The organism is Longimicrobium sp., from assembly GCF_036387355.1.
Classification (GTDB): Bacteria; Gemmatimonadota; Gemmatimonadetes; order Longimicrobiales; family Longimicrobiaceae; genus Longimicrobium.
In genome coordinates, this window is sequence record NZ_DASVTX010000443.1 from 1 (window position 1) to 17238 (window position 17238).

Genomic DNA, 17238 nt, shown 5'->3' on the forward strand with positions numbered 1-17238 from the left:
TCAGCCGCGGCCCAGCCGGGCGAGTGCGCGGTCCGCGGCCGTTACGCCGTGGTGCTGGGCCTCCTCAAAGAGGGAAAGCCCGCTCAGGTCGGAGTGCGCGTAGAACACCGGCCCGCTCGCGTCGGCCAGGGCGCGGCGCACGGGATCGGCCAGAAACCCCGGTGTGGGGCGCACCATCGCGTGCCCCATGCGCATGATGTCCACGCGCGACACGCAGGCGCGGATGTCGGGGTGCGCGCGCTCCAGGTCCGCCAGGATCGCGTCCTTCCACTCGCCCCAGCCACGCCGCAGCAACAGCTGGCGAGCCTGGGCGGACGGCAGGTCCGAAAGTGCGTGGTAGTACGTCCACACCGTGCGCTCCGGCTGCACCGCGTACGTCTGGTGCGTCGCAACCACGTAGCCCAGCCCGGGCGAGCCGTGGATCACGTTGTCCCACGCGGGCTCAAAGCCGCGCTCCGCCGGCCAGCGCTCCAGCACCAGGTTGGCCGTAAGCCAGGGCGAGTAGTGGAACCGCACCCGCGGCGCGCCCTGCACCACGTACGAGGCCAGGAACGAGGGCGCGGCCCAGATCACCGCGTCCGCCAGGTACTCCGTGTCTCCCGCGAGCACCCGCACCCCGGATCCGCGCGTCTCCACCCGGTGCACGGGCGATCCGGTGCGCACGTGGCCGCCCACCCGCTCCAGCAGGCGCGCGGCGATCCATGCGTTCCCCTCCGGCCAGGTGAGCGGCCCGTGCTCGTCGTCGCTCACGGGGCGCGCGGCGAAGTAGTGAATGCCGGCCCAGGCCGAGGTGTCGGCCGCGCGGGAGCCGTAGTCGTCGCGGGTGGCGTAGTTCACGTACCACCGCAGCCCGGGGGAGCGAAACCCGCGCGCATCCATCCACGCCGTCATCGACATCGCGTCCAGCGGCGACGGGCGGGCGCCCCGCGCGGAGGGGATGGTGAACTGGCCCGTGGCGCGCAGGCCCGCCATCTCATCGCGAAAGCGGAGCATCTCGTCGCGGTCCGCCGCCGTCTCCACCAGGGCGTTCTCCATCCCCTCGTGCCACACCCCCCAGCGGTGGATGCGCTCGCGCGGCGACGACACCAGCGTGCGCTCATCCCACTTCCCGTCGCGCAGCACGCCGAGTTCCTCGAACAGTTCGCGGACCCGCGTGGCCCCGGCGTCGGGTACGGGGACGTAGTGCGCGGCCCAGGGGTAGGCGGACACCTGGTCCGCCCCGCCGCGCGCGTTCCCTCCCGCGCGGTCTTCCAGTTCCAGCAGCACGAAGTCGCCAAAGCCGCGCCTGCGCAGCCGCCACGCGGCGGACAGGCCGGCCATCCCTCCGCCCACGATCACCAGCGGAACGCGCTCCGTCCGGCGCACGGGCGGCTGGGCGGCCCGGTCGCGCAGGCGGTGGCCGCGCGCGCCGCCGTCGTCCACGAAGCCGCCGGCCACGGGGCGCTCCGTGCGCGGCGCGCACGCCACGAACGGCGCGGCGACGGCCGTAGCCGCCGCCGCGCCCAGAAACGCGCGGCGCGAAATGCCTACTGGGTGATCCGCTCCCACTCTTCGCTGTAGTAGCGCACCAGCACCTGGTCGTCCAGCCGGTTGGCGCGGACGGGAAGGCGCTGCATGTCGATGGGAAACTGAAACAGGGCGGGGATGGCGCCGGCGGTCAGGTAGCGCAGGCCGGCCGGGAGCCGCGCCGGCGCCTGATACTCGTCCGCGCCGGCGAGCACGAAGCCCCACTCGCCAAAGCTGGGGACGTACAGGTGATAGGGCCAGGTGCGCAGCCCGGCCTCGCGCAGGGTGGCGTCGATGCTCCAGAAGGCCGAGCGGGCAAAGAGCGGCGAGGTGCTCTGCACCACGATGCGCCCGCCGGGGTTCACGTGGCGGCGCAGCAGGCGGTAGAACGCGGTCGTGTACAGCTTGCCCACCGCGTAGTTGCTGGGGTCCGGAAAGTCGACGACCACAAAGTCGAAGCGCTCCGGGTTGGCGTCCAGCCAGCGCATGGCGTCGGCGTTGACGACGCGCACGCGGGGGGACGTGAGCGCGCCCCCGTTCAGCCGCACCATCTCGGCGTGCTCGCGAAACAGGCGCGTCATCTGCGCGTCCAGGTCCACCAGCGTCACGTGCACGCCCGGGTAGCGCAGGATCTCGCGCGCGGCCAGCCCGTCGCCGCCGCCCAGCACCAGCACGCTGCGCGCGGCGGGGAGCGAGGCCAGCCCGGGGTGCACCAGCGCCTCGTGGTAGCGGTACTCGTCGCGCGAGCTGAACTGCAGGTGCCCGTTCAGAAAGAGGCGCAGGTCGTCCTTCCACGCGGTGAGCACGATGCGCTGGTACGGCGAGTTGCGCGACAGCACCACGGGGTCCGCGTACAGGCTGCTTTCCGCCGTGCGCGTGATGCGCTCCGCCGCGGCGAAGCCGGCGATCAGCAGCGCGAGCGTCCCCACGCTTCCCGCCACCAGCGCGCGCCGATTCGGGAGCAGGTCGCGGAACAGCCAGGTGCTCCACAGCGCCACGGCCGCGTTCACGATGCCGAACGCCAGCGCGCTGCGCGCCATTCCCAGGTAAGGGACGAGGACAAGCGGAAACAGGAGCGAGGCCCCCAGCGCGCCCAGGTAGTCGAAGGTCAGCACGCTGCTCACCACGTCCTTGAACTCCAGCCGGTCGCGCAGCAGCCGCATGAGCAGCGGAATCTCCAGCCCCACCAGGATGCCGATGATCATCACCAGCACGTACAGCAGCACGCGGAACGCGTCCGTGTAGGCAAAGGCCAGAAAGAGCAGGGTGGACGAGAACCCGCCCACCAGCGCCACCATGAGCTCCGTGGCCACGAAGCGCGCGGCCACGCCGCGCACCACGAAGCGCGACAGCCAGCTCCCCACCCCCATGGCGAACAGGTAGGTGCCGATGATGGTGGAGAACTGCGTGACGCTGTCGCCCAGCAGGTAGCTGGCGAGCGCGCCGGCCACGAGCTCGTAGATGAGCCCGCAGGCGGCGATGAGCAGCACGGTAACGAACAGCGCCGCGTTCACCGCCGCGGCCCCGTACGGCGGCGCGCGCGGCGCGGCGGGGGCGGTGTCACCAGATCGCCGCGGCGATGACGATGGAGATGCCGATGGACATGGAGCCCACGACGATGGCGAGCGCCGTGTTGTGCTCGTCGATGATCTCCTTCCACAGCGATCCCGGCGTGAGCCGGTCCATCAGCATGAAGGCGACGACGAACAGCACGATGCCCAGCACCGCGTAGACCGCCGCGGCGCCCAGGTGGTTCAGCAGCTCTTCCACGGGTCTCCCGGGTTCACTTTCCGCCCACGTAGCGCCCGGTGCCGCCGTAGTGCGGCCGGTACGCGCCGGGGTTGTCGCGCACGGAGCGCGGCGCGGGCCGGCCTTCGCGCGCGCTCAGGGGGTTCCATCCGCGGTACTCGGCCAGGGCCAGCCCGCCCACCACGGCCAGGGCGTACAGCAGGTAGCCCGGATGCCAGCGCTTCATCTCAGTCCTCCGACGCGGGCGCGTAGTCGCTCTCCGCCCACCGCTGCCCCTCGAACGAGGCGCGGCGCAGGGCGGGAAAGATGGGGGGGATGAGCAGCAGGAGCATCGCCACCAGGTACAGCGATCCGGCGGGCACGTCGCGCCGCACCTCCACCCGGTAGGTGAAGGCGGTGGGCCCGTCCGGCGCCAGCACCAGCCGGTAGCGGCCCGGGGGAACGCTGGCGATGCGGATGCGCGTGGTCTGCGATCCCTCGCTCCAGCTTTCTCCCCCGTCCACGCCGTGGTAGTACGAGACCTCGCCGGTGAACTCGCGCGCGTCCCTCGTGGTGCCTTCGGGGACGAGCAGGACGCCGAACGCCGTCCACGAGTTGTCGATGGCGGCCGTGAGCTTTACGTGCAGGTTGGTGGTGCGCCCGCCCAGCTGGAACGGCTCGGAAACCAGCGGCCGCTCCTCCGCCGTGGCGGAGTCCAGCGGGGTGGCGCCGGGCGCCGGGGCGCCGGCCCGGTACTCCCCCCGCTCGCGCAGCACGGGGCGGTTGGCGTTCGCCAGGCGAAAGATCCACCCGCACGCCACCAGGGCGGCAAAGAGCAGCGCCAGCCTCCACATGCGGCCGGAGCCCGGGGGCGGCGGCTGGTTGGCGAACACGCCGCGCGGCGCGGGAGGCCGGTCCGCGACGCCGAACGCCTTGTAGATCGTCTCGGGCGCCGTGTACTCGCCCAGTGACCAGGTGACCTCCTGCCCCGTCTTTTCGCGCGACAGCAGCAGCGGCGGTGCCACGAAGTCGTCCACCTCGGCCTTGTCGCCGGCGCGCACCTGCCAGGGAAACTCGCCCAGCACGAACGTCGTCTCGGCCCGGGCGTGCTGAAAGTGCCGAAAGGTCTGCGTTCCGTGGCGCATCTTTCCGCCGCGCACCACGCCGCGCGTGAGCGGTTGGGGCACCGCGGTGAGCACTTCGATGTCGTTCCAGTGCCCCGCGTATTCCGACAGGTAGCGGAACCCGCGATCGGCGTTGTGCAGCAGGTACTCGCGCCAGGAGTACTCCGTCCCTTCCACCGTGATGGTGCGCTGCTGAAAGCCCAGCACCTCCCACTCCGCGTCGTGCAGCATCCCGCGCGCGCCCAGCGGAATGCGCGGCGGCACTTTTCGCCGCTCCTCGAAGCGCTGCAGCACGCGCAGCTGGCGCGAGTTGGTCACGTCCAGCACGCTCTGGCAGTACTCGCAGACCGCGTTCACCGACTGGCCGGGAAGGCGCAACGCCACCGTGCCGCCGCAGTGCGGGCAGTTAAGCGTGGCCGCCCCTTCGACGCGCCGTTCCGCCGGGTCCGCCAGTTCCTTGAGCTGCAGCGACTCCAGGGGGACGAACTCGCCCGTGTACAGCACCGGCTCCGCGCCGGAGTAGTCCACCGTGGCGAGCCCGCCTTCGCCGGAGCGCAGGTCCACGAAGACCGATTCCGCCCGGTCCGTCGTGGTGAACGGAAGCTCCCCCTCCGTTCCCGCGTACGCGGCGCGGGTGACGGCGCCGACCGTCCACCCGGTCTGCCGGGCGCCCAGCAGCACCACCTCGCCGGGGCGCAGCGCCTCCGCCGGGGGAATGGCGCCGGATTCCGCCTCGGCGAAGGTGACGGCGTACTCGTCCTGCGCGTCGCTCAGCCAGCCGGTGCGCCCATCGGCAAAGGACAGGTGCCACTCGCTCCACGCGCCGTTCTCCCACCGGTAGGCAATGCGCCCCACGACGGCGAAGCGCGCCCACTTGTAGCTCCCCGTGGTGCCGATGCGGATGCGCGAGGTGACGGGCGGGGGAAGCGACTCCACCCCGACCTTTTCCAGGTCCAGGTCGTGGCGCACCAGCACCGACTTGCAGCTCGCGCACACGGTCTGCACGGCCGCGGCGGACTGAAAGGCGACGGCGGCCCCGCAGCTGGGGCAGTTGGCGACGGTCGCGTTCATCGGGCGGCGGGCGCGGCGGCGTAGTCACGGTCCACGGCCCGCACCACCACGTGCGCGGCGCCCACCAGTTCACGCAGGCCGGCTTCCCAGTCCCATTCCGGGCGGGGGCGGCAGCAGAACAGGTTCAGGCAGAGCGACTCGTGTTCGGGAAAGGTGTGGCAGGCCAGGTGCGACTCCGCCAGCATGCAGAGCCCCGTGACGCCGCCCGGGCCGGGAAAGCGGTGCCACTGCGCGGGCGCCACGGGGTGCAGCCCCAGCTCCGCCACCAGCCGGTCGAACAGGCGCCGCAGCACCTCCACGTCCGCCAGGGCGTCCGGCCTGCAGCCGTGCGCTTCCACCAGCCATTCGCGACCGTTCATCCCGTCCATCAGCGTTGGATCAGCGGTTCACCACGTGCCGCGGGCGCGGCGGGAACGGAACGAGGGTACGGCGCGGGCGCCCCGGCGGTTTCGGCGCCGCGGGGACGGCGCGCAGAATATCCGCCCGGCTCCGCGGGCACAAGCGGAACCGGGCAGGCGGTCCGCGGCGCGGGTCAGGCGGCCAGGTAGCGCTCGCGCAGCAGGTGGACGTGGTGCGCCTCGTGCCCGGCGATGATCCACGCCAGCGCGCGGACGGACACGCCGGCGCCGCTGGCCACGCCCATGCGGCCGAGCGCCTCATCGTCCATCGGCCGGAAAAGGAGGATGGTGGCGCGCCGCACGGCCTGGTACTCCTCCATCAGGTCCGCCAGGGTGCGCTGGTCAAAGCGTCCGGCGGGGACGTACGCATTCTCGTCGAACGAGGCGAGCGGGGTGGCGTCGCCGCGGGCGATGCGCAGGGCGCGGTAGGCAAAGATGCGCTCCGCGTCCATGATGTGGCCCAGCACCTCGCGAATGCTCCACTTGTCCGGCGCGTAGCGGTGCCCGCCTCGCTCTTCGGGGAGTTCGCGGACGAGCGCCGCCACCTCGTCCATCTGGTTCTGCAGAACCTGCATGGCGTCGCCGCCCGGCACGCGGGCCACGTACTTTCCGTAATACTCCAGGAACTCGGATGCGTCGGGCTTGGGGATCATGATCGGGCGGAGCGGGGGGTCGCAGAGAATCAAGAATGAACGGCGTCTCTCACGGAGGGCACCGGGGTTCACGGAGTTCACGGTACGGATGCAGAGGACCAGAAGTGGAAACGCTCTTTTCCCCTTCCGTGACCTCCGTGCACCCTCCGTGAACTCCGTGAGAGACGCGGTTGGCGTGTTCGAGGAACCGCGCTCAGGCGCCGCCCATGAGCGTGGCCATGATGGCCTTCTGCACGTGCAGCCGGTTCTCCGCTTCGTCAAAGATGCGCGAGCGGGGGCCTTCCAGCACCCCCTCCGTGACCTCCTCGCCGCGGTGCGCGGGGAGGCAGTGCAGAAAGATGGAGCGCGCGCTGGCCGTCTCCATCACCTCCTCCGTGATGCAGTAGCCCTGGAAGTCCGCGGCGCGCTTGGCGGATTCGTCTTCCTGGCCCATGCTGGCCCACACGTCGGTGTTCACCACGTCCGCCCCCGCCACCGCCTCCGCCGGGTCATGGGTGGTGATGATGTTGGCCGCGCCGCGCGCCCGCTCCAGGATTTCCGCGTCGGGCTCGTACCCGGCGGGATACGCCAGCCGCAGCTCGAAGCCCAGCCGGTACGCGGCGTTCAGCCACGAATTGGCCATGTTGTTGCCGTCCCCCACCCACGCCACCTTTACCCCGCTCAGGTCCGCGCCGAAGTTTTCCTGGATGGTGAGCAGGTCCGCCATGATCTGGCACGGGTGCAGCAGGTCCGTGAGCCCGTTGATGACGGGAACCGTGCCCCAGGTGGCGAGCTCCACCAGGTCCTGCTGGTCATAGGTGCGGATCATGATGGCGTCCACGTAGCGCGACAGCACGCGCGCGGTGTCGCGGATGGGCTCGCCGCGCCCCAGCTGGATGTCGCGCGAGGACAGAAAGAGCGCGTGGCCGCCCAGCTGCCTCGTGCCCACCTCGAACGACACGCGGGTGCGCGTGCTGCTCTTGAGAAAGATCATCGCCAGCGTCTTGCCCGCCAGCGGCCGGTCCGTGTACGCGCCGCTCTTCATCCGCGCGGCAAGGTCCAGCGTGTCCAGCAGCTCCTGGCGGGTGAAGTCTGGAATCTGCAGAAAGTGGCGAACGGTGCGCTGGCTCATTCAGGGCCCCGGTTGACGAGTTGGAGTGGCGGGAGGGCGGGTTGCGTGCCCGGGCGCGTGCGGCGCGCAAGATAGCACCGCTCGCCACGCCTCACCACACCCGCGGAACCGCCGCTCTTGCCGCGAGTATAAACGTTTGTATAACAGCGACTTGCGTCTGCACGCGGCCCCTGCCGGCTTGGCTTTGGCCCCGCTCTTCCGTAGATTCGGAGCCTGCGCGCACCCCGCCCGTCCCGTGGGCGCCGCGCCGGCGTGAACGCGGTTTCATCCCTGTCCTGACGGTCCTGATGAAGCGCTTCTTCTTCGCCGGTCTGGCGCTGCTGCTGGCGGCGGCCGCCTGCGACAGTCCCTCTGGTTCGGGCCCGGACATCGCGTCGCTGGCCCTGACCCCCGACGACGAGACGGTCACGGTGGGCGACACCGTGCGCCTGAACGCCGTGGTGCGCGACGACGAGGGCGGCGCGGTGGACGCGCAGGTGCAGTGGACGTCGCTGAGCCCGCAGGTGGCCAGCGTGGACGGCAGCGGGCTGGTGCGCGCGCTCGCGCCCGGCACGGCGAAGGTGGTGGCGCAGGCGGAAGCGGTGGCGGACACGGCGCTCATCACCGTGCAGTCGCCGGTGCCGGTGGCCGACTGTTCGGCCGCCAACACGCCGCAGCTCGCCGTGGGCGGGTCGGTTACGCTTGCCGGCGCGCAGGCCGCCACGCTGTGCCTGGACGGCGCCGCGGCGGGCGCCGAGTACATGCTGATGCCGTTCTTTGCGTCGGAAGACATGGCGGCGGCCACCAGCGTGAGCCTGCAGGCGTCCGGCAACCTCACGGCCCCCGCCGGCCCGCCCAGCCCGTCCCTGGCGCTGTCCCGCGCGGCCGCTTCCGTCTCCGCGGCGGAAGGCACCGCGCTGGACGACGGCGGGTTTCACCAGCGGCTCAACCGCCGCGCGGCGCCGCACCTGTCCACGCTGGTGCCCGCGGCGCGCTCCCGCTTCGCCGCGGGTTCGGCGACCCGCCGCTCGGTGCAGCAGCAGACCCCCGCCGTGGGCACGCTGCTGAGCCTGAACGTGGGGCAGGACTTCTGCGCCCGCCCGGACTACCGCACCGGCCGCGTGGTGGCCGTGAGCCAGCGCGCCCTGGTGGTGGCCGACACGGCCAACCCGGTGGGCGGCTTTACCGACGCGGACTACCAGAACATCGCCGCCACCTTCGACACACTGGTGTATCCGGTGGAGAGCGCCAACTTCGGCGCGCCTGCCGACGTGGACGCCAACGGACGCTCGCTCATCTTCTACACCCGCGCGGTCAACGAGCTTACGCCGCGCAACGCGGGCTTCATCGTCGGCGGCTTCTTCTATGCGCGCGACCTGTTCCCCCGCACCCCCACTACCGGCTTCGGGGGCGCGTGCGAGGGGAGCAACTACGCGGAGATGTTCTACATGCTGGTGCCGGACCCCAACGGGGTGGTCAACGGCAACCGGCGGTCGACCGCGTCGGTGCGCGCCTCCACGGTGGGCGTGCTGGGGCACGAGTTTCAGCACCTGATCAACGCGTCGCGGCGGCTGTACCTGGTGCCCGGCGTGGACGGCACCGAGTGGGACGAGGAAGCGTTCCTGAACGAGGGGCTCAGCCACATCGCCGAGGAACTGCTCTTCTACCACCGCGCCGGGGTCGGGCCGCGCTCCAACCTGGGCGCACAGGTGACGTCGGACGCCCGCATCGCCGCCGCATTCGACCTGTTCGGCGAGGAGAACTACGGCCGGCTGAACGAGTGGATGCGCGACCCGGGCGCCAACAGCACGCACGACGCGCAGGACAACGATCCGTCGGACCTGGCCACGCGCGGCGCCATCTGGAGCTTTCTACGCTACGCCGCGGACCGGCGCAACGGCGACGACCAGACGCTCTGGTACAACCTGGTGAACAACAACCGCACCGGGTTCGCCAACCTGCGCGCGCAGCTGGGCGTGGAGCCGCTGGACTGGATCCGCGACTGGGCCGTGGGCGCCTACACCGACGACGCGGTCCCCGGCATCCCGGCGATCCTTACGCACCCCAGCTGGAACGAGCGCGCGGTGTTCGGCGCGCTCACGGGGAGCTATCCTCTGCGGGTGGAAACGCTGGCGGCGGGCGGCAGCCGAGAGGCCACGCTGGTGGCGGGCGGCTCCCGGTACTACCGCAGCGCCGTGGCGGCCGGGCAGCGCGGCTCCGTGCTGGTGCGCTCCGGGCCGTCGCTCCCCTCCGCGGCGGTGTCGGTGACGGTGGTGCGCACGCGATAGGTGCACCAAGCCCCTCCGGCGCCTGCCGGAGGGCGGCTGGTTCCGGGCGGCCGCGCCGGTGCGCGCCGCGGGCGGGGCCGGGTGTCCCGACGCCCGGTGCCGCCGCGTTCTGTACTTCATGGCCCGCGCGCCGCGCGGCTCCCCTGTTCCCTCCGCCAGACTCGTTGATGAAGCGGCTGATTCTTTTTCCCCTCGCGGCGGCCCTGCTGGCCGGATGCCAGAGCGACGGCACGGGAGCCCGCGACAACGTCGCGCTCGTGCAGTTGATGCCCGGCGACCGCACGCTCGCCGTAGGCGAAACGCTCCCCCTGGAAGTGGTGGTGCGCCTGGAGTCCGGCGACACCCCCGATTCGCTGGAAGACGCCGACTTCCGCTCCAGCGCGCCGGGCGTGGCCACGGTGGACGCTACCGGCAAGGTGACCGGCGTGGCGCCCGGCACGGCGGAGATCACGGCCTCGCTGGAGGGCAGGACGGGCTCCGTGCTGGTGCGCGTGGCGCTCCCCCCGGGCCCCTGCACGCCGGGCTCGGCGCGTACGCTGGCGGTGGGCGAGGCGGTGGTGCTGGGCGGCGTGGCGGCGTCCACGGCGTGCGTGACCGGCGGCGCGGCGGGCGCGGACTTCGTGGCGGTGCCCTTTCACGGCGGCGGTCTGGACGACGACCCGTTGGGGCTGACGCTGACCGGGCAGTCGGTGCTGGCGCTGTCCGGCGCCACGCCGTCGCTGGCGGCGTTCCGCGCCACGGCCGGGCCCCGTCCCAATGAGGAGTTCCACATCCGCCTGCGCGAGCGCGCGGCGGGTGCCCTGGCGCCCCACTTTTCCACCGCGCTCTCCATGCGCGCCGCGGGTGAGGACGCGCGCGGCCCCCGGTTCACGCTGAACCTGCGCTCGCCCAGCGTGGGCGACCAGGTGCAGGTGAACACGCAGGTGGACGAGGCGTGCGAAGACGCCAAGATGTCCACCGGCCGCGTGGTGGCCATCAGCAACCGGGCCATCGTGCTGGCGGACGTGGCCAACCCGGCCAACGGGCTCACCACGGCGGACTACCAGTCGTTCGCGCTGCAGTTCGACACGCTGGTGTACCCCACGGTCACCAACGCCTTCGGGGTGCCGCAGGACGTGGACGAGAACGGCAAGGTGGTGATCTTCTACAGCCGCGCCGTGAACGAGCTCACCCCGCGCGGCTCCGGCTCGTACGTGGGCGGCTTCTTCTACTCGCGCGACCTGTTCCCCACGCGGGACCGCAAGGGGCTGTCGGCGTGCGCGGGGAGCAACTACGCCGAGCTGTTCTACATGCTGGTGCCGGACCCCACGGGCGTGGTGAACGGCAACGTGTTCTCGCGCAACCTGGTGGTCACCACCACGGTGGGCACGCTGGCGCACGAGTTTCAGCACCTGATCAACGCGTCGCGCAAGCTGTACGTCACCAAGACGGTGGACTGGAACGAGGACACGTGGCTCAACGAGGGGATGAGCCACATCACCGAGGAGCTGATGTTCTACCGCGCCTCGGGCAAGGGTCCGCGCCAGAACCTGACGTCGGGGCAGGCGGCGCCTCCGGGCGGAACCGGGCCCTACCTGTCGTACATGGACCAGAACATCCGGCGCTACGCGGAATACCTGGAAGACCCGGAGCACCAGTCGCCCTACGACAACGTGTCGGGCGAGGCGGACGACCTGGCCACGCGCGGCGCGGGGTGGGCGTTCCTGCGCTACGCCGCCGACCGCCGCGGCGGCGACGAGAACACGCTGTGGCGCGGGCTGGTGGACAGCAACCTGACCGGCTTCGGCAACCTGAAGCTGGTGCTGGGGGTGGACCCGCGGGAGTGGATCCGCGACTGGACGACCTCCGTGTACACGGACGACCTGGTGGCCACCGAAGCGCGCTTTCAGCAGCCGAGCTGGAACTTCCGCAGCTTCTTTGGCACGTACCCGCTGGCGGTCCGCTCGCTGAACGGCGCGCAGAACCTGCTGCTTTCCAGCGGCAGCGGCGCGTTCGTCCGCTTCAGCGTGGGGCCGGCGCTCACGGGCGCGGTGAACCTGCGCAGCGGCGGGAGCAATCCCCCGAGTCAGGCGTTCATGACGGTGGTCCGCACCCGCTGAGCCGGTTGGGCGGATGAACGGAAGAGGCCCCGCCGCGAGATGCGGCGGGGCCTCTTTTCTATCGCGCCCCGGCGGACGAGCCTTTCCGCCATGCCGGAGGGGAACTCCGACAGCGACATCCGACCGCCGTCCGCGACCGATCAGGGCGCGACTTCGACCTCGATGACGTACGGGCGGGTGCCTCCGCCGTGCAGGGACCGGAACGTCCCTTCCACCGAGGCGGCGTAGGTGCCGGTGTCGCGCAGCCGAACCCGCAGGGCGCGGCCGGTGGGTACGTGGCGCACGCTCATCCGGTAGCGGCCAAAGGGCACGTCGCCTACGCCCCAGCCCGATCCGGTGTTGACGCCGGTGCGGGTGATGGTCTGCCCGGCCGTGCCATCCGCCAGCGGACCAACCGGCTCGAGCGTGTACTCCAGGTCACGATCATTGAACCGGAAGTCGGCATTCGGATTGCCGTAGAACCACACGGAGTTTCCGTACACGCCGGCCCCCTCGGGGCGCTCGCCCGACAGCTTCCACTGGAAGTTGCGGACACCGCCGTCCACGCCGGGGAACGCGGCGTTGTTGCCGGGGTGCATGTCAAACCGGATCTGCTCGCCGTCCACCGTGCGCGTGATGGACGCGCTCATGCGCCAGCTGGTCGCGTCGTTGGGGAGCGTGATCCGGTAGCGGCCCTGCGCGTCCGTGGTGCCCTGCACGTTGGAGTTGTACACCAGGACGTTGTCCGCATTCACCTGCACACCCGGCACGGGCGCGCCCTTGGAGTCGAGCACCTGCCCGGTCGCCACGAACGCGGTGGGCGTGGACGAAGGCTGGCCGGGTCCCGTGCCCGGGTTGCTGTCCGCGGACTCGGTGCACGCCGCCCCGGCAAGGGTCACTGCCAGCAGCGCCGGAAGCAGCGCGCACTTCAGCGCGAGCGGCGCAACACGGCGGGACGGGGCCTGCGCCGCCGGAGCGGCCACCTGATGATGATTCATTGCAACACTCGTGTAAGAGTGGGATGGGTTGTGTGAAGGCGTGTCGTGCGCCTCGTTGATGGAATCTGGCCCGGGCGGGTGCGGGGCGGCATCGGTCGGTTGACCGGATCGAGGCGGGAAAGAAACCACGAGGCCCCGCCGCATGGTGCGGCGGGGCCTTCTTTCGAAGCATGATCGGGCGCGTGCAGCCCGCTGTTGATGGTGCTCCGAGTTCCAGCTGTCTTACGCGAAGATGCGGGACCTCCGGTGTTCGCCTCGGCTCGTGCGCGGCAGGCGTCTCAGGCGAAGCGCAGACGGGAGGGAGTGCAGGGAGGGATCACACGGATTCTCCATGGGTGACAATCAGAGAAGCGCATCGGCGAGCAGTTGATACGAGCGGACGCGCGCTTCCCAGGAGTGCGTCACGGTGACGACCATCACCTCATCCACGCCGTACCGCGCCGCTACGCGCAGCAGTTCGTCGCGCACCTGGCCCGGGTCGCCGGCGATCATCCGCGATCCGTCCGTGCCCAGCGGAGGCGGCGCCCACCCCGGCTCCAGCTCTGCCAGCGCGTCATCCACCGAAGGAATGCCGCGGTCCTGCCCGCGCATGATGCGGCGCCCCCACAATTCCATGCTGCCCGCCAGCCGTCGCGCCTCCTGCGCCGTGTCCGCGCAGATCACGCCGAGCGCCACGTTGCCCCGCGGCGCGGGATTGCGCGCATCGGGCTGAAAATGTTCGTGGTAGCGGCGCATCATGGGCGCACCGTCCTGACCGCTGATGAACTGCGCGAACGAGTAGCCGGCGGAAAGCTGCGCCGCGTAGGCTCCGGTGCTGCCGCCGGAGCCCAGCATCCACAGCTCCGGAACGGAGGCGGCGCGCGGCATGGCGCGCACACGCCGCCAGGGGTGCGGCTCCTGGAATCCGTCCGTCAGCCAGCCGACGAGGTGCTCCACCTGCGCGGGATACTGATCGACCCCGATCCCGCCACGCCCGTACTGCAGCGCGAGCGCCGTCCGCCCGTCCCCGCCCGGCGCGCGGCCCACGCCCAGGTCGATGCGGCCCGGGAACATCGTCTCCAGCAGACGGAAGTTTTCCGCCACCTGCAGGGGCGAGTAGTGTGACAGCATCACGCCGCCGGAGCCGACCCGGATGCGCTCCGTGACCGAAGCGACGCGCGGGATCAGCACGGCGGGCGAGGAGCCGGCGAACGAGTTGGTGCTGTGGTGCTCCGCCAGCCAATAGCGCGAGTATCCCAGATCCTCGGTAATGCGGGCCAGCTGCAGCGTTTCGGCGATGGCGTCGGCCGCCGTTCCGCCGTTGCGCACCGGCGACTGGTCCACCACGCCCAGCTTCAGCTTCATCCCCGCTCCTGCGATCATCGTGACCATCATCTCGCCGCTGGCCGAAAAGGTATCGCGCCGCCGGTCCCCGTGCGACGGGATGCAATAAGCAGAGTGCCCGGCCGCGTCGGCGGCCGGGCACTTTCGTCATCCCCTCCGGCGGACGATCAGGGATGGATGGCGGGCTCGTCCGGAGCCGTCGCCTTGAGGCGCTCGCGCCGGATGGCTTCGCGGTACTCCGCGTCGCGGGCCAGCTCGCGGCGGCGGATCCACCTCCACCCGCGCCACGCGAAGTAGAGCGCGATGGAGAGCGGAATCAGCCATCCCAGCGTGGCGATGAGCCCCGCGATCAGCCCCACGAAGTTGCGCCAGGCGCTCACGAAGGCGTCGCGGATGGGGCGCTCGCCCGGCGCGCCGATCACCGTCTGCGGCTCGTGCAGCGTCACCGTGAGCGTGCTGATGGAGGCGCGCGTCTGCAGGTAGCGCAGCCGTCCGTCCATCCGCTCGATCTCCTCGCGAACGCGGGCCACTTCGCGCTCCATGTTGAGCACTTCCTCCAGCCGCCCATTGCGCGTTTCCAGCAGTTCCAGCAATCTGGCCTCCAACCGGCGCGCGTTGGCCACACGGGCGGTGACGTCGGTGAACTCCTCGCCCACGTCTTCGGCGGTGACGTTCGCGGACTCCACCTTGCCGATGGGCGACAGGCCGTTGACCGCCTCGTCAAAGCGCGCGCTGGGGATGCGCAGCTCCACTGTCGCCTGGCGCGTCTCGTCGGACCCCGCGGTCATGGTGGTGTTGCCGACCAGGCCGCCCATCCGCGCCGCAAGCTGCCGCAGCCGCGCGATGCCCCGCTCCAGCGAATCCACCTGCACGATGGCGGTTCCCGTGCGGATCAGCATGGGGTTGAGCGTGACCGCGGCCGGCTGGGCGTAGGCCGCCGGGGCCGCCGTCGTGCCCTGCGCCGCCTCCGTGGGCGCCGCGCCCTGGCCAATGACGCCCTGCGCGCCGCGCGTCTGTGATCCGCCCTGCGCCGCGCGCCGGTCCAGCACGCCCGGTGCCGCGGCGGGGGCGGATGCGGGGGCGGATGCGGGGGCGGATTCCGCGGAGGTGGTGGCCGCGTCCACGGCAGCGGCTCCCTCGCCGTATTGTTCTCCAGCGCCGCAGGCGACGAGGGCAAATGCGAGGGCCGGGCCGGCGGCGTGCAGACGGATGCTCATGAGCGGGCAGGGTTCGGGTGAGGTCGATCCCATCGGCCTGCAACAGGGCAGACGGCGTTCCGTGCCGGCAGGCGTGACCGGGCCGCGCGCAAGTGGTTGTGGTTACAGGGCTTGGCGCTGCATCGGCCTGCGGCCGCGCGGCGCGGCGCATGCGTTCCGCCGTTCAGTGAACAGCCGTTCCGCGCCGCCGGGCCGTTCAATGAACGGCGCCGGCGACGGTTCTCTGACGCCTGTCGGGACGCGGCTCCGCCCGTCCCGGGTTCCTCCTTTCCCTTGCAGCAGACGATGACAATTCCCCGCATCTCCGCCGCGGCGGTGCTGGCCATGGCGGCGGCCGCCTGCACGCCGGGCACGCCCGTCACCACGCGGCCCGTTCCGGCGGCGAACCCCCGTCCGGCGGCGGTGACCGTGCTGCAGTCCGCGCGGCCGGAGGCGGCGGGATTTGCGCCGGGGCTGGGCGCCACGCTGGACTCCATCGCCCGCGCGGCCGTGGCGGACCGCGCCGCGCCGGCCATTGCCATCGCGGTGGGGCGGCACGGGCGCCTGGTGCACCTGGCCGGCTACGGCGCGGTGGACTGGGCGCCCGGCTCCGCGCCGGTGACGGACAGCACCCTGTTCGACATGGCGTCCGTCACCAAGGTGGTCGCCACGACCACGCTGGCGATGATGCTGGAAGAGGAGGGGCGGCTGGACCTGGACCGCACGGTGTCGAGCTACCTGCCCGAGTTTTCGGACAGCGCCAAGGCCGGCATCACCGTGCGCATGCTGCTGACGCACCGGGGCGGGCTGGAGGCGGGGGCGCCGCTGGCCCGGCAGTACCGCGGCCGCGAGCAGTACCTGCAGCAGATCAACGCCCGCCCGCTGCGCTTTGCGCCCGGCACGCGCACCGTGTACAGCGACTGGGATCTGGTGCTGATGCAGCTGATCATGGAGCGTGTGACGGGGCAGACGCTGGACGTGCTGACGCGCGACCGCGTCTTTGCGCCGCTGGGGATGCGAGAGACGGGATACCTGCCGCTTCCCGGGACGCCGCGCTCGCGGATTGCCGCCACGGAGGTGGCCGCGGACCGCGGCGGGCTGATCTGGGGCGAGGTGCACGATCCCAACGCGTGGGCGCTGGGCGGGGTGGCGGGGCACGCGGGACTGTTCTCCAGCGCGCGCGACATGGCGGTGTTCGCGCAGATGCTGCTGAACGGCGGAGAGTACGGCGCCGTCCGCATCCTCCGTCCGCAGACCCTGGCCCGGTGGACGGCGCCGCAGGGCCCGGGCGCCAGCCGTTCGCTGGGGTGGGACACGCCTTCGGGGGAGAGCAGCGCCGGGCGCTACTTTTCGCCGCGCAGCTTTGGGCACACGGGGTACACGGGCACGTCGGTGTGGATCGATCCGGAGCGCTCGCTGTTCATCGTGCTGCTCACGACGCGGGTGAACCCTACGGCAGAGAACCAGAGGCATGTGGGGCTGCGCCGCGCCGTCGCGGATGCCGTGCAGGCCGCCATCACCGACGCGCCGCTGATCGACTGGGAAGCCCGCCGCAAAGCCGCGGAACCGGCTTCTGCTCCGTAAAAGGGCCGGGACGAAAGCGTCGCGGCTGTGGCGGATTCGGAGTAATCTGGACGGAGGGGGCGGGGCTGGATTAGCTTTGTGCGCCGGCAACGGTGCCCGAAGGACCCTGCGAGTCAGGTGCGCTCGGGCGGGTTCCGGCGCCGCCGGAGAGGCCCCCTCCCCCCAGCCCCCTCCACCCGCTCCGCGGGAGAGGGGGAGCCG

14 protein-coding genes are annotated in these 17238 nt (G+C 71.6%); 3 read left to right on the plus strand and 11 right to left on the minus strand.

The features are described from left to right. The 8 genes from VF665_RS19420 to argF form a co-directional block, all read right to left on the minus strand. Positions 1-1548, minus strand: a complete 1548-nt coding sequence (locus tag VF665_RS19420; protein WP_331055118.1) for a flavin monoamine oxidase family protein — start codon at positions 1546-1548, stop codon at positions 1-3. Continuing rightward, on the minus strand, positions 1527-3020 hold the full coding sequence (locus VF665_RS19425; RefSeq protein WP_331055119.1) for a polyamine aminopropyltransferase: 1494 nt from the start codon (positions 3018-3020) through the stop codon (positions 1527-1529). The genes VF665_RS19420 and VF665_RS19425 overlap by 22 nt, the downstream gene beginning before the upstream one ends. A 46-nt stretch (positions 3021-3066) precedes the next feature. Then, on the minus strand, positions 3067-3276 hold the full coding sequence (locus tag VF665_RS19430; protein ID WP_331055120.1) for a DUF350 domain-containing protein: 210 nt from the start codon (positions 3274-3276) through the stop codon (positions 3067-3069). 13 nt (positions 3277-3289) lie between these two features. After that, a complete protein-coding gene (locus VF665_RS19435) occupies positions 3290-3481 on the minus strand; it encodes a hypothetical protein (protein WP_331055121.1) in 192 nt (63 codons plus the stop codon). A gap of 1 nt (position 3482) precedes the next feature. Continuing rightward, positions 3483-5429 carry a DUF4178 domain-containing protein gene (locus VF665_RS19440; protein WP_331055122.1) on the minus strand — a complete coding sequence of 649 codons (1947 nt, stop codon included), beginning with the start codon at positions 5427-5429 and terminating at the stop codon, positions 3483-3485. After that, entirely contained in the window at positions 5426-5788 is a 363-nt protein-coding gene (locus VF665_RS19445) for an S-adenosylmethionine decarboxylase (RefSeq protein ID WP_331055123.1), read from the minus strand. Before VF665_RS19445 ends, VF665_RS19440 begins: the two co-directional genes overlap by 4 nt. A 173-nt stretch (positions 5789-5961) precedes the next feature. Continuing rightward, positions 5962-6480, minus strand: a complete 519-nt coding sequence (locus tag VF665_RS19450) for a DinB family protein (protein ID WP_331055124.1) — start codon at positions 6478-6480, stop codon at positions 5962-5964. Positions 6481-6673: 193 nt separating this feature from the next. Further along, positions 6674-7591, minus strand: coding sequence for an ornithine carbamoyltransferase (gene argF / locus VF665_RS19455; protein ID WP_331055125.1), 918 nt, complete (start codon positions 7589-7591; stop codon positions 6674-6676). Positions 7592-7878: 287 nt separating this feature from the next. Between argF and VF665_RS19460 the strand changes: the two genes are divergently transcribed. Next, complete coding sequence (locus VF665_RS19460; RefSeq protein WP_331055126.1) at positions 7879-9858, plus strand: Ig-like domain-containing protein; 1980 nt, start codon at positions 7879-7881, stop codon at positions 9856-9858. A gap of 167 nt (positions 9859-10025) precedes the next feature. Next, complete coding sequence (locus tag VF665_RS19465; protein ID WP_331055127.1) at positions 10026-11957, plus strand: Ig-like domain-containing protein; 1932 nt, start codon at positions 10026-10028, stop codon at positions 11955-11957. Positions 11958-12097: 140 nt separating this feature from the next. On the opposite strand, the gene VF665_RS19470 is transcribed toward VF665_RS19465, so the two are convergent. From VF665_RS19470 to VF665_RS19480, 3 genes are all read right to left on the minus strand, one after another. Further along, on the minus strand, positions 12098-12934 hold the full coding sequence (locus VF665_RS19470; RefSeq protein ID WP_331055128.1) for a carboxypeptidase-like regulatory domain-containing protein: 837 nt from the start codon (positions 12932-12934) through the stop codon (positions 12098-12100). Between the two features lie 342 nt (positions 12935-13276). Next, positions 13277-14278: an LLM class flavin-dependent oxidoreductase gene (locus VF665_RS19475; RefSeq protein WP_331055129.1), complete on the minus strand. Its 1002-nt coding sequence runs from the start codon at positions 14276-14278 to the stop codon at positions 13277-13279. A gap of 146 nt (positions 14279-14424) precedes the next feature. Further along, a complete protein-coding gene (locus tag VF665_RS19480) occupies positions 14425-15474 on the minus strand; it encodes a DUF4349 domain-containing protein (protein ID WP_331055130.1) in 1050 nt (349 codons plus the stop codon). 285 nt (positions 15475-15759) lie between these two features. Between VF665_RS19480 and VF665_RS19485 the strand changes: the two genes are divergently transcribed. Continuing rightward, complete coding sequence (locus tag VF665_RS19485) at positions 15760-17037, plus strand: serine hydrolase domain-containing protein (protein WP_331055131.1); 1278 nt, start codon at positions 15760-15762, stop codon at positions 17035-17037. Positions 17038-17238 lie beyond the last annotated feature (201 nt).

Coding starts and splice junctions, on each gene's coding strand:
- VF665_RS19480 (WP_331055130.1), bottom strand. CDS start 15,474: ATGAGCATCCGTCTGCACGCCGCCGGCCCGGCCCTCGCATTTGCCCTC.
- VF665_RS19445 (WP_331055123.1), bottom strand. CDS start 5,788: ATGAACGGTCGCGAATGGCTGGTGGAAGCGCACGGCTGCAGGCCGGAC.
- VF665_RS19485 (WP_331055131.1), top strand. CDS start 15,760: ATGACAATTCCCCGCATCTCCGCCGCGGCGGTGCTGGCCATGGCGGCG.
- VF665_RS19440 (WP_331055122.1), bottom strand. CDS start 5,429: ATGAACGCGACCGTCGCCAACTGCCCCAGCTGCGGGGCCGCCGTCGCC.
- VF665_RS19475 (WP_331055129.1), bottom strand. CDS start 14,278: ATGAAGCTGAAGCTGGGCGTGGTGGACCAGTCGCCGGTGCGCAACGGC.
- VF665_RS19450 (WP_331055124.1), bottom strand. CDS start 6,480: ATGATCCCCAAGCCCGACGCATCCGAGTTCCTGGAGTATTACGGAAAG.
- VF665_RS19460 (WP_331055126.1), top strand. CDS start 7,879: ATGAAGCGCTTCTTCTTCGCCGGTCTGGCGCTGCTGCTGGCGGCGGCC.
- VF665_RS19435 (WP_331055121.1), bottom strand. CDS start 3,481: ATGAAGCGCTGGCATCCGGGCTACCTGCTGTACGCCCTGGCCGTGGTG.
- argF (WP_331055125.1), bottom strand. CDS start 7,591: ATGAGCCAGCGCACCGTTCGCCACTTTCTGCAGATTCCAGACTTCACC.
- VF665_RS19465 (WP_331055127.1), top strand. CDS start 10,026: ATGAAGCGGCTGATTCTTTTTCCCCTCGCGGCGGCCCTGCTGGCCGGA.
- VF665_RS19470 (WP_331055128.1), bottom strand. CDS start 12,934: ATGAATCATCATCAGGTGGCCGCTCCGGCGGCGCAGGCCCCGTCCCGC.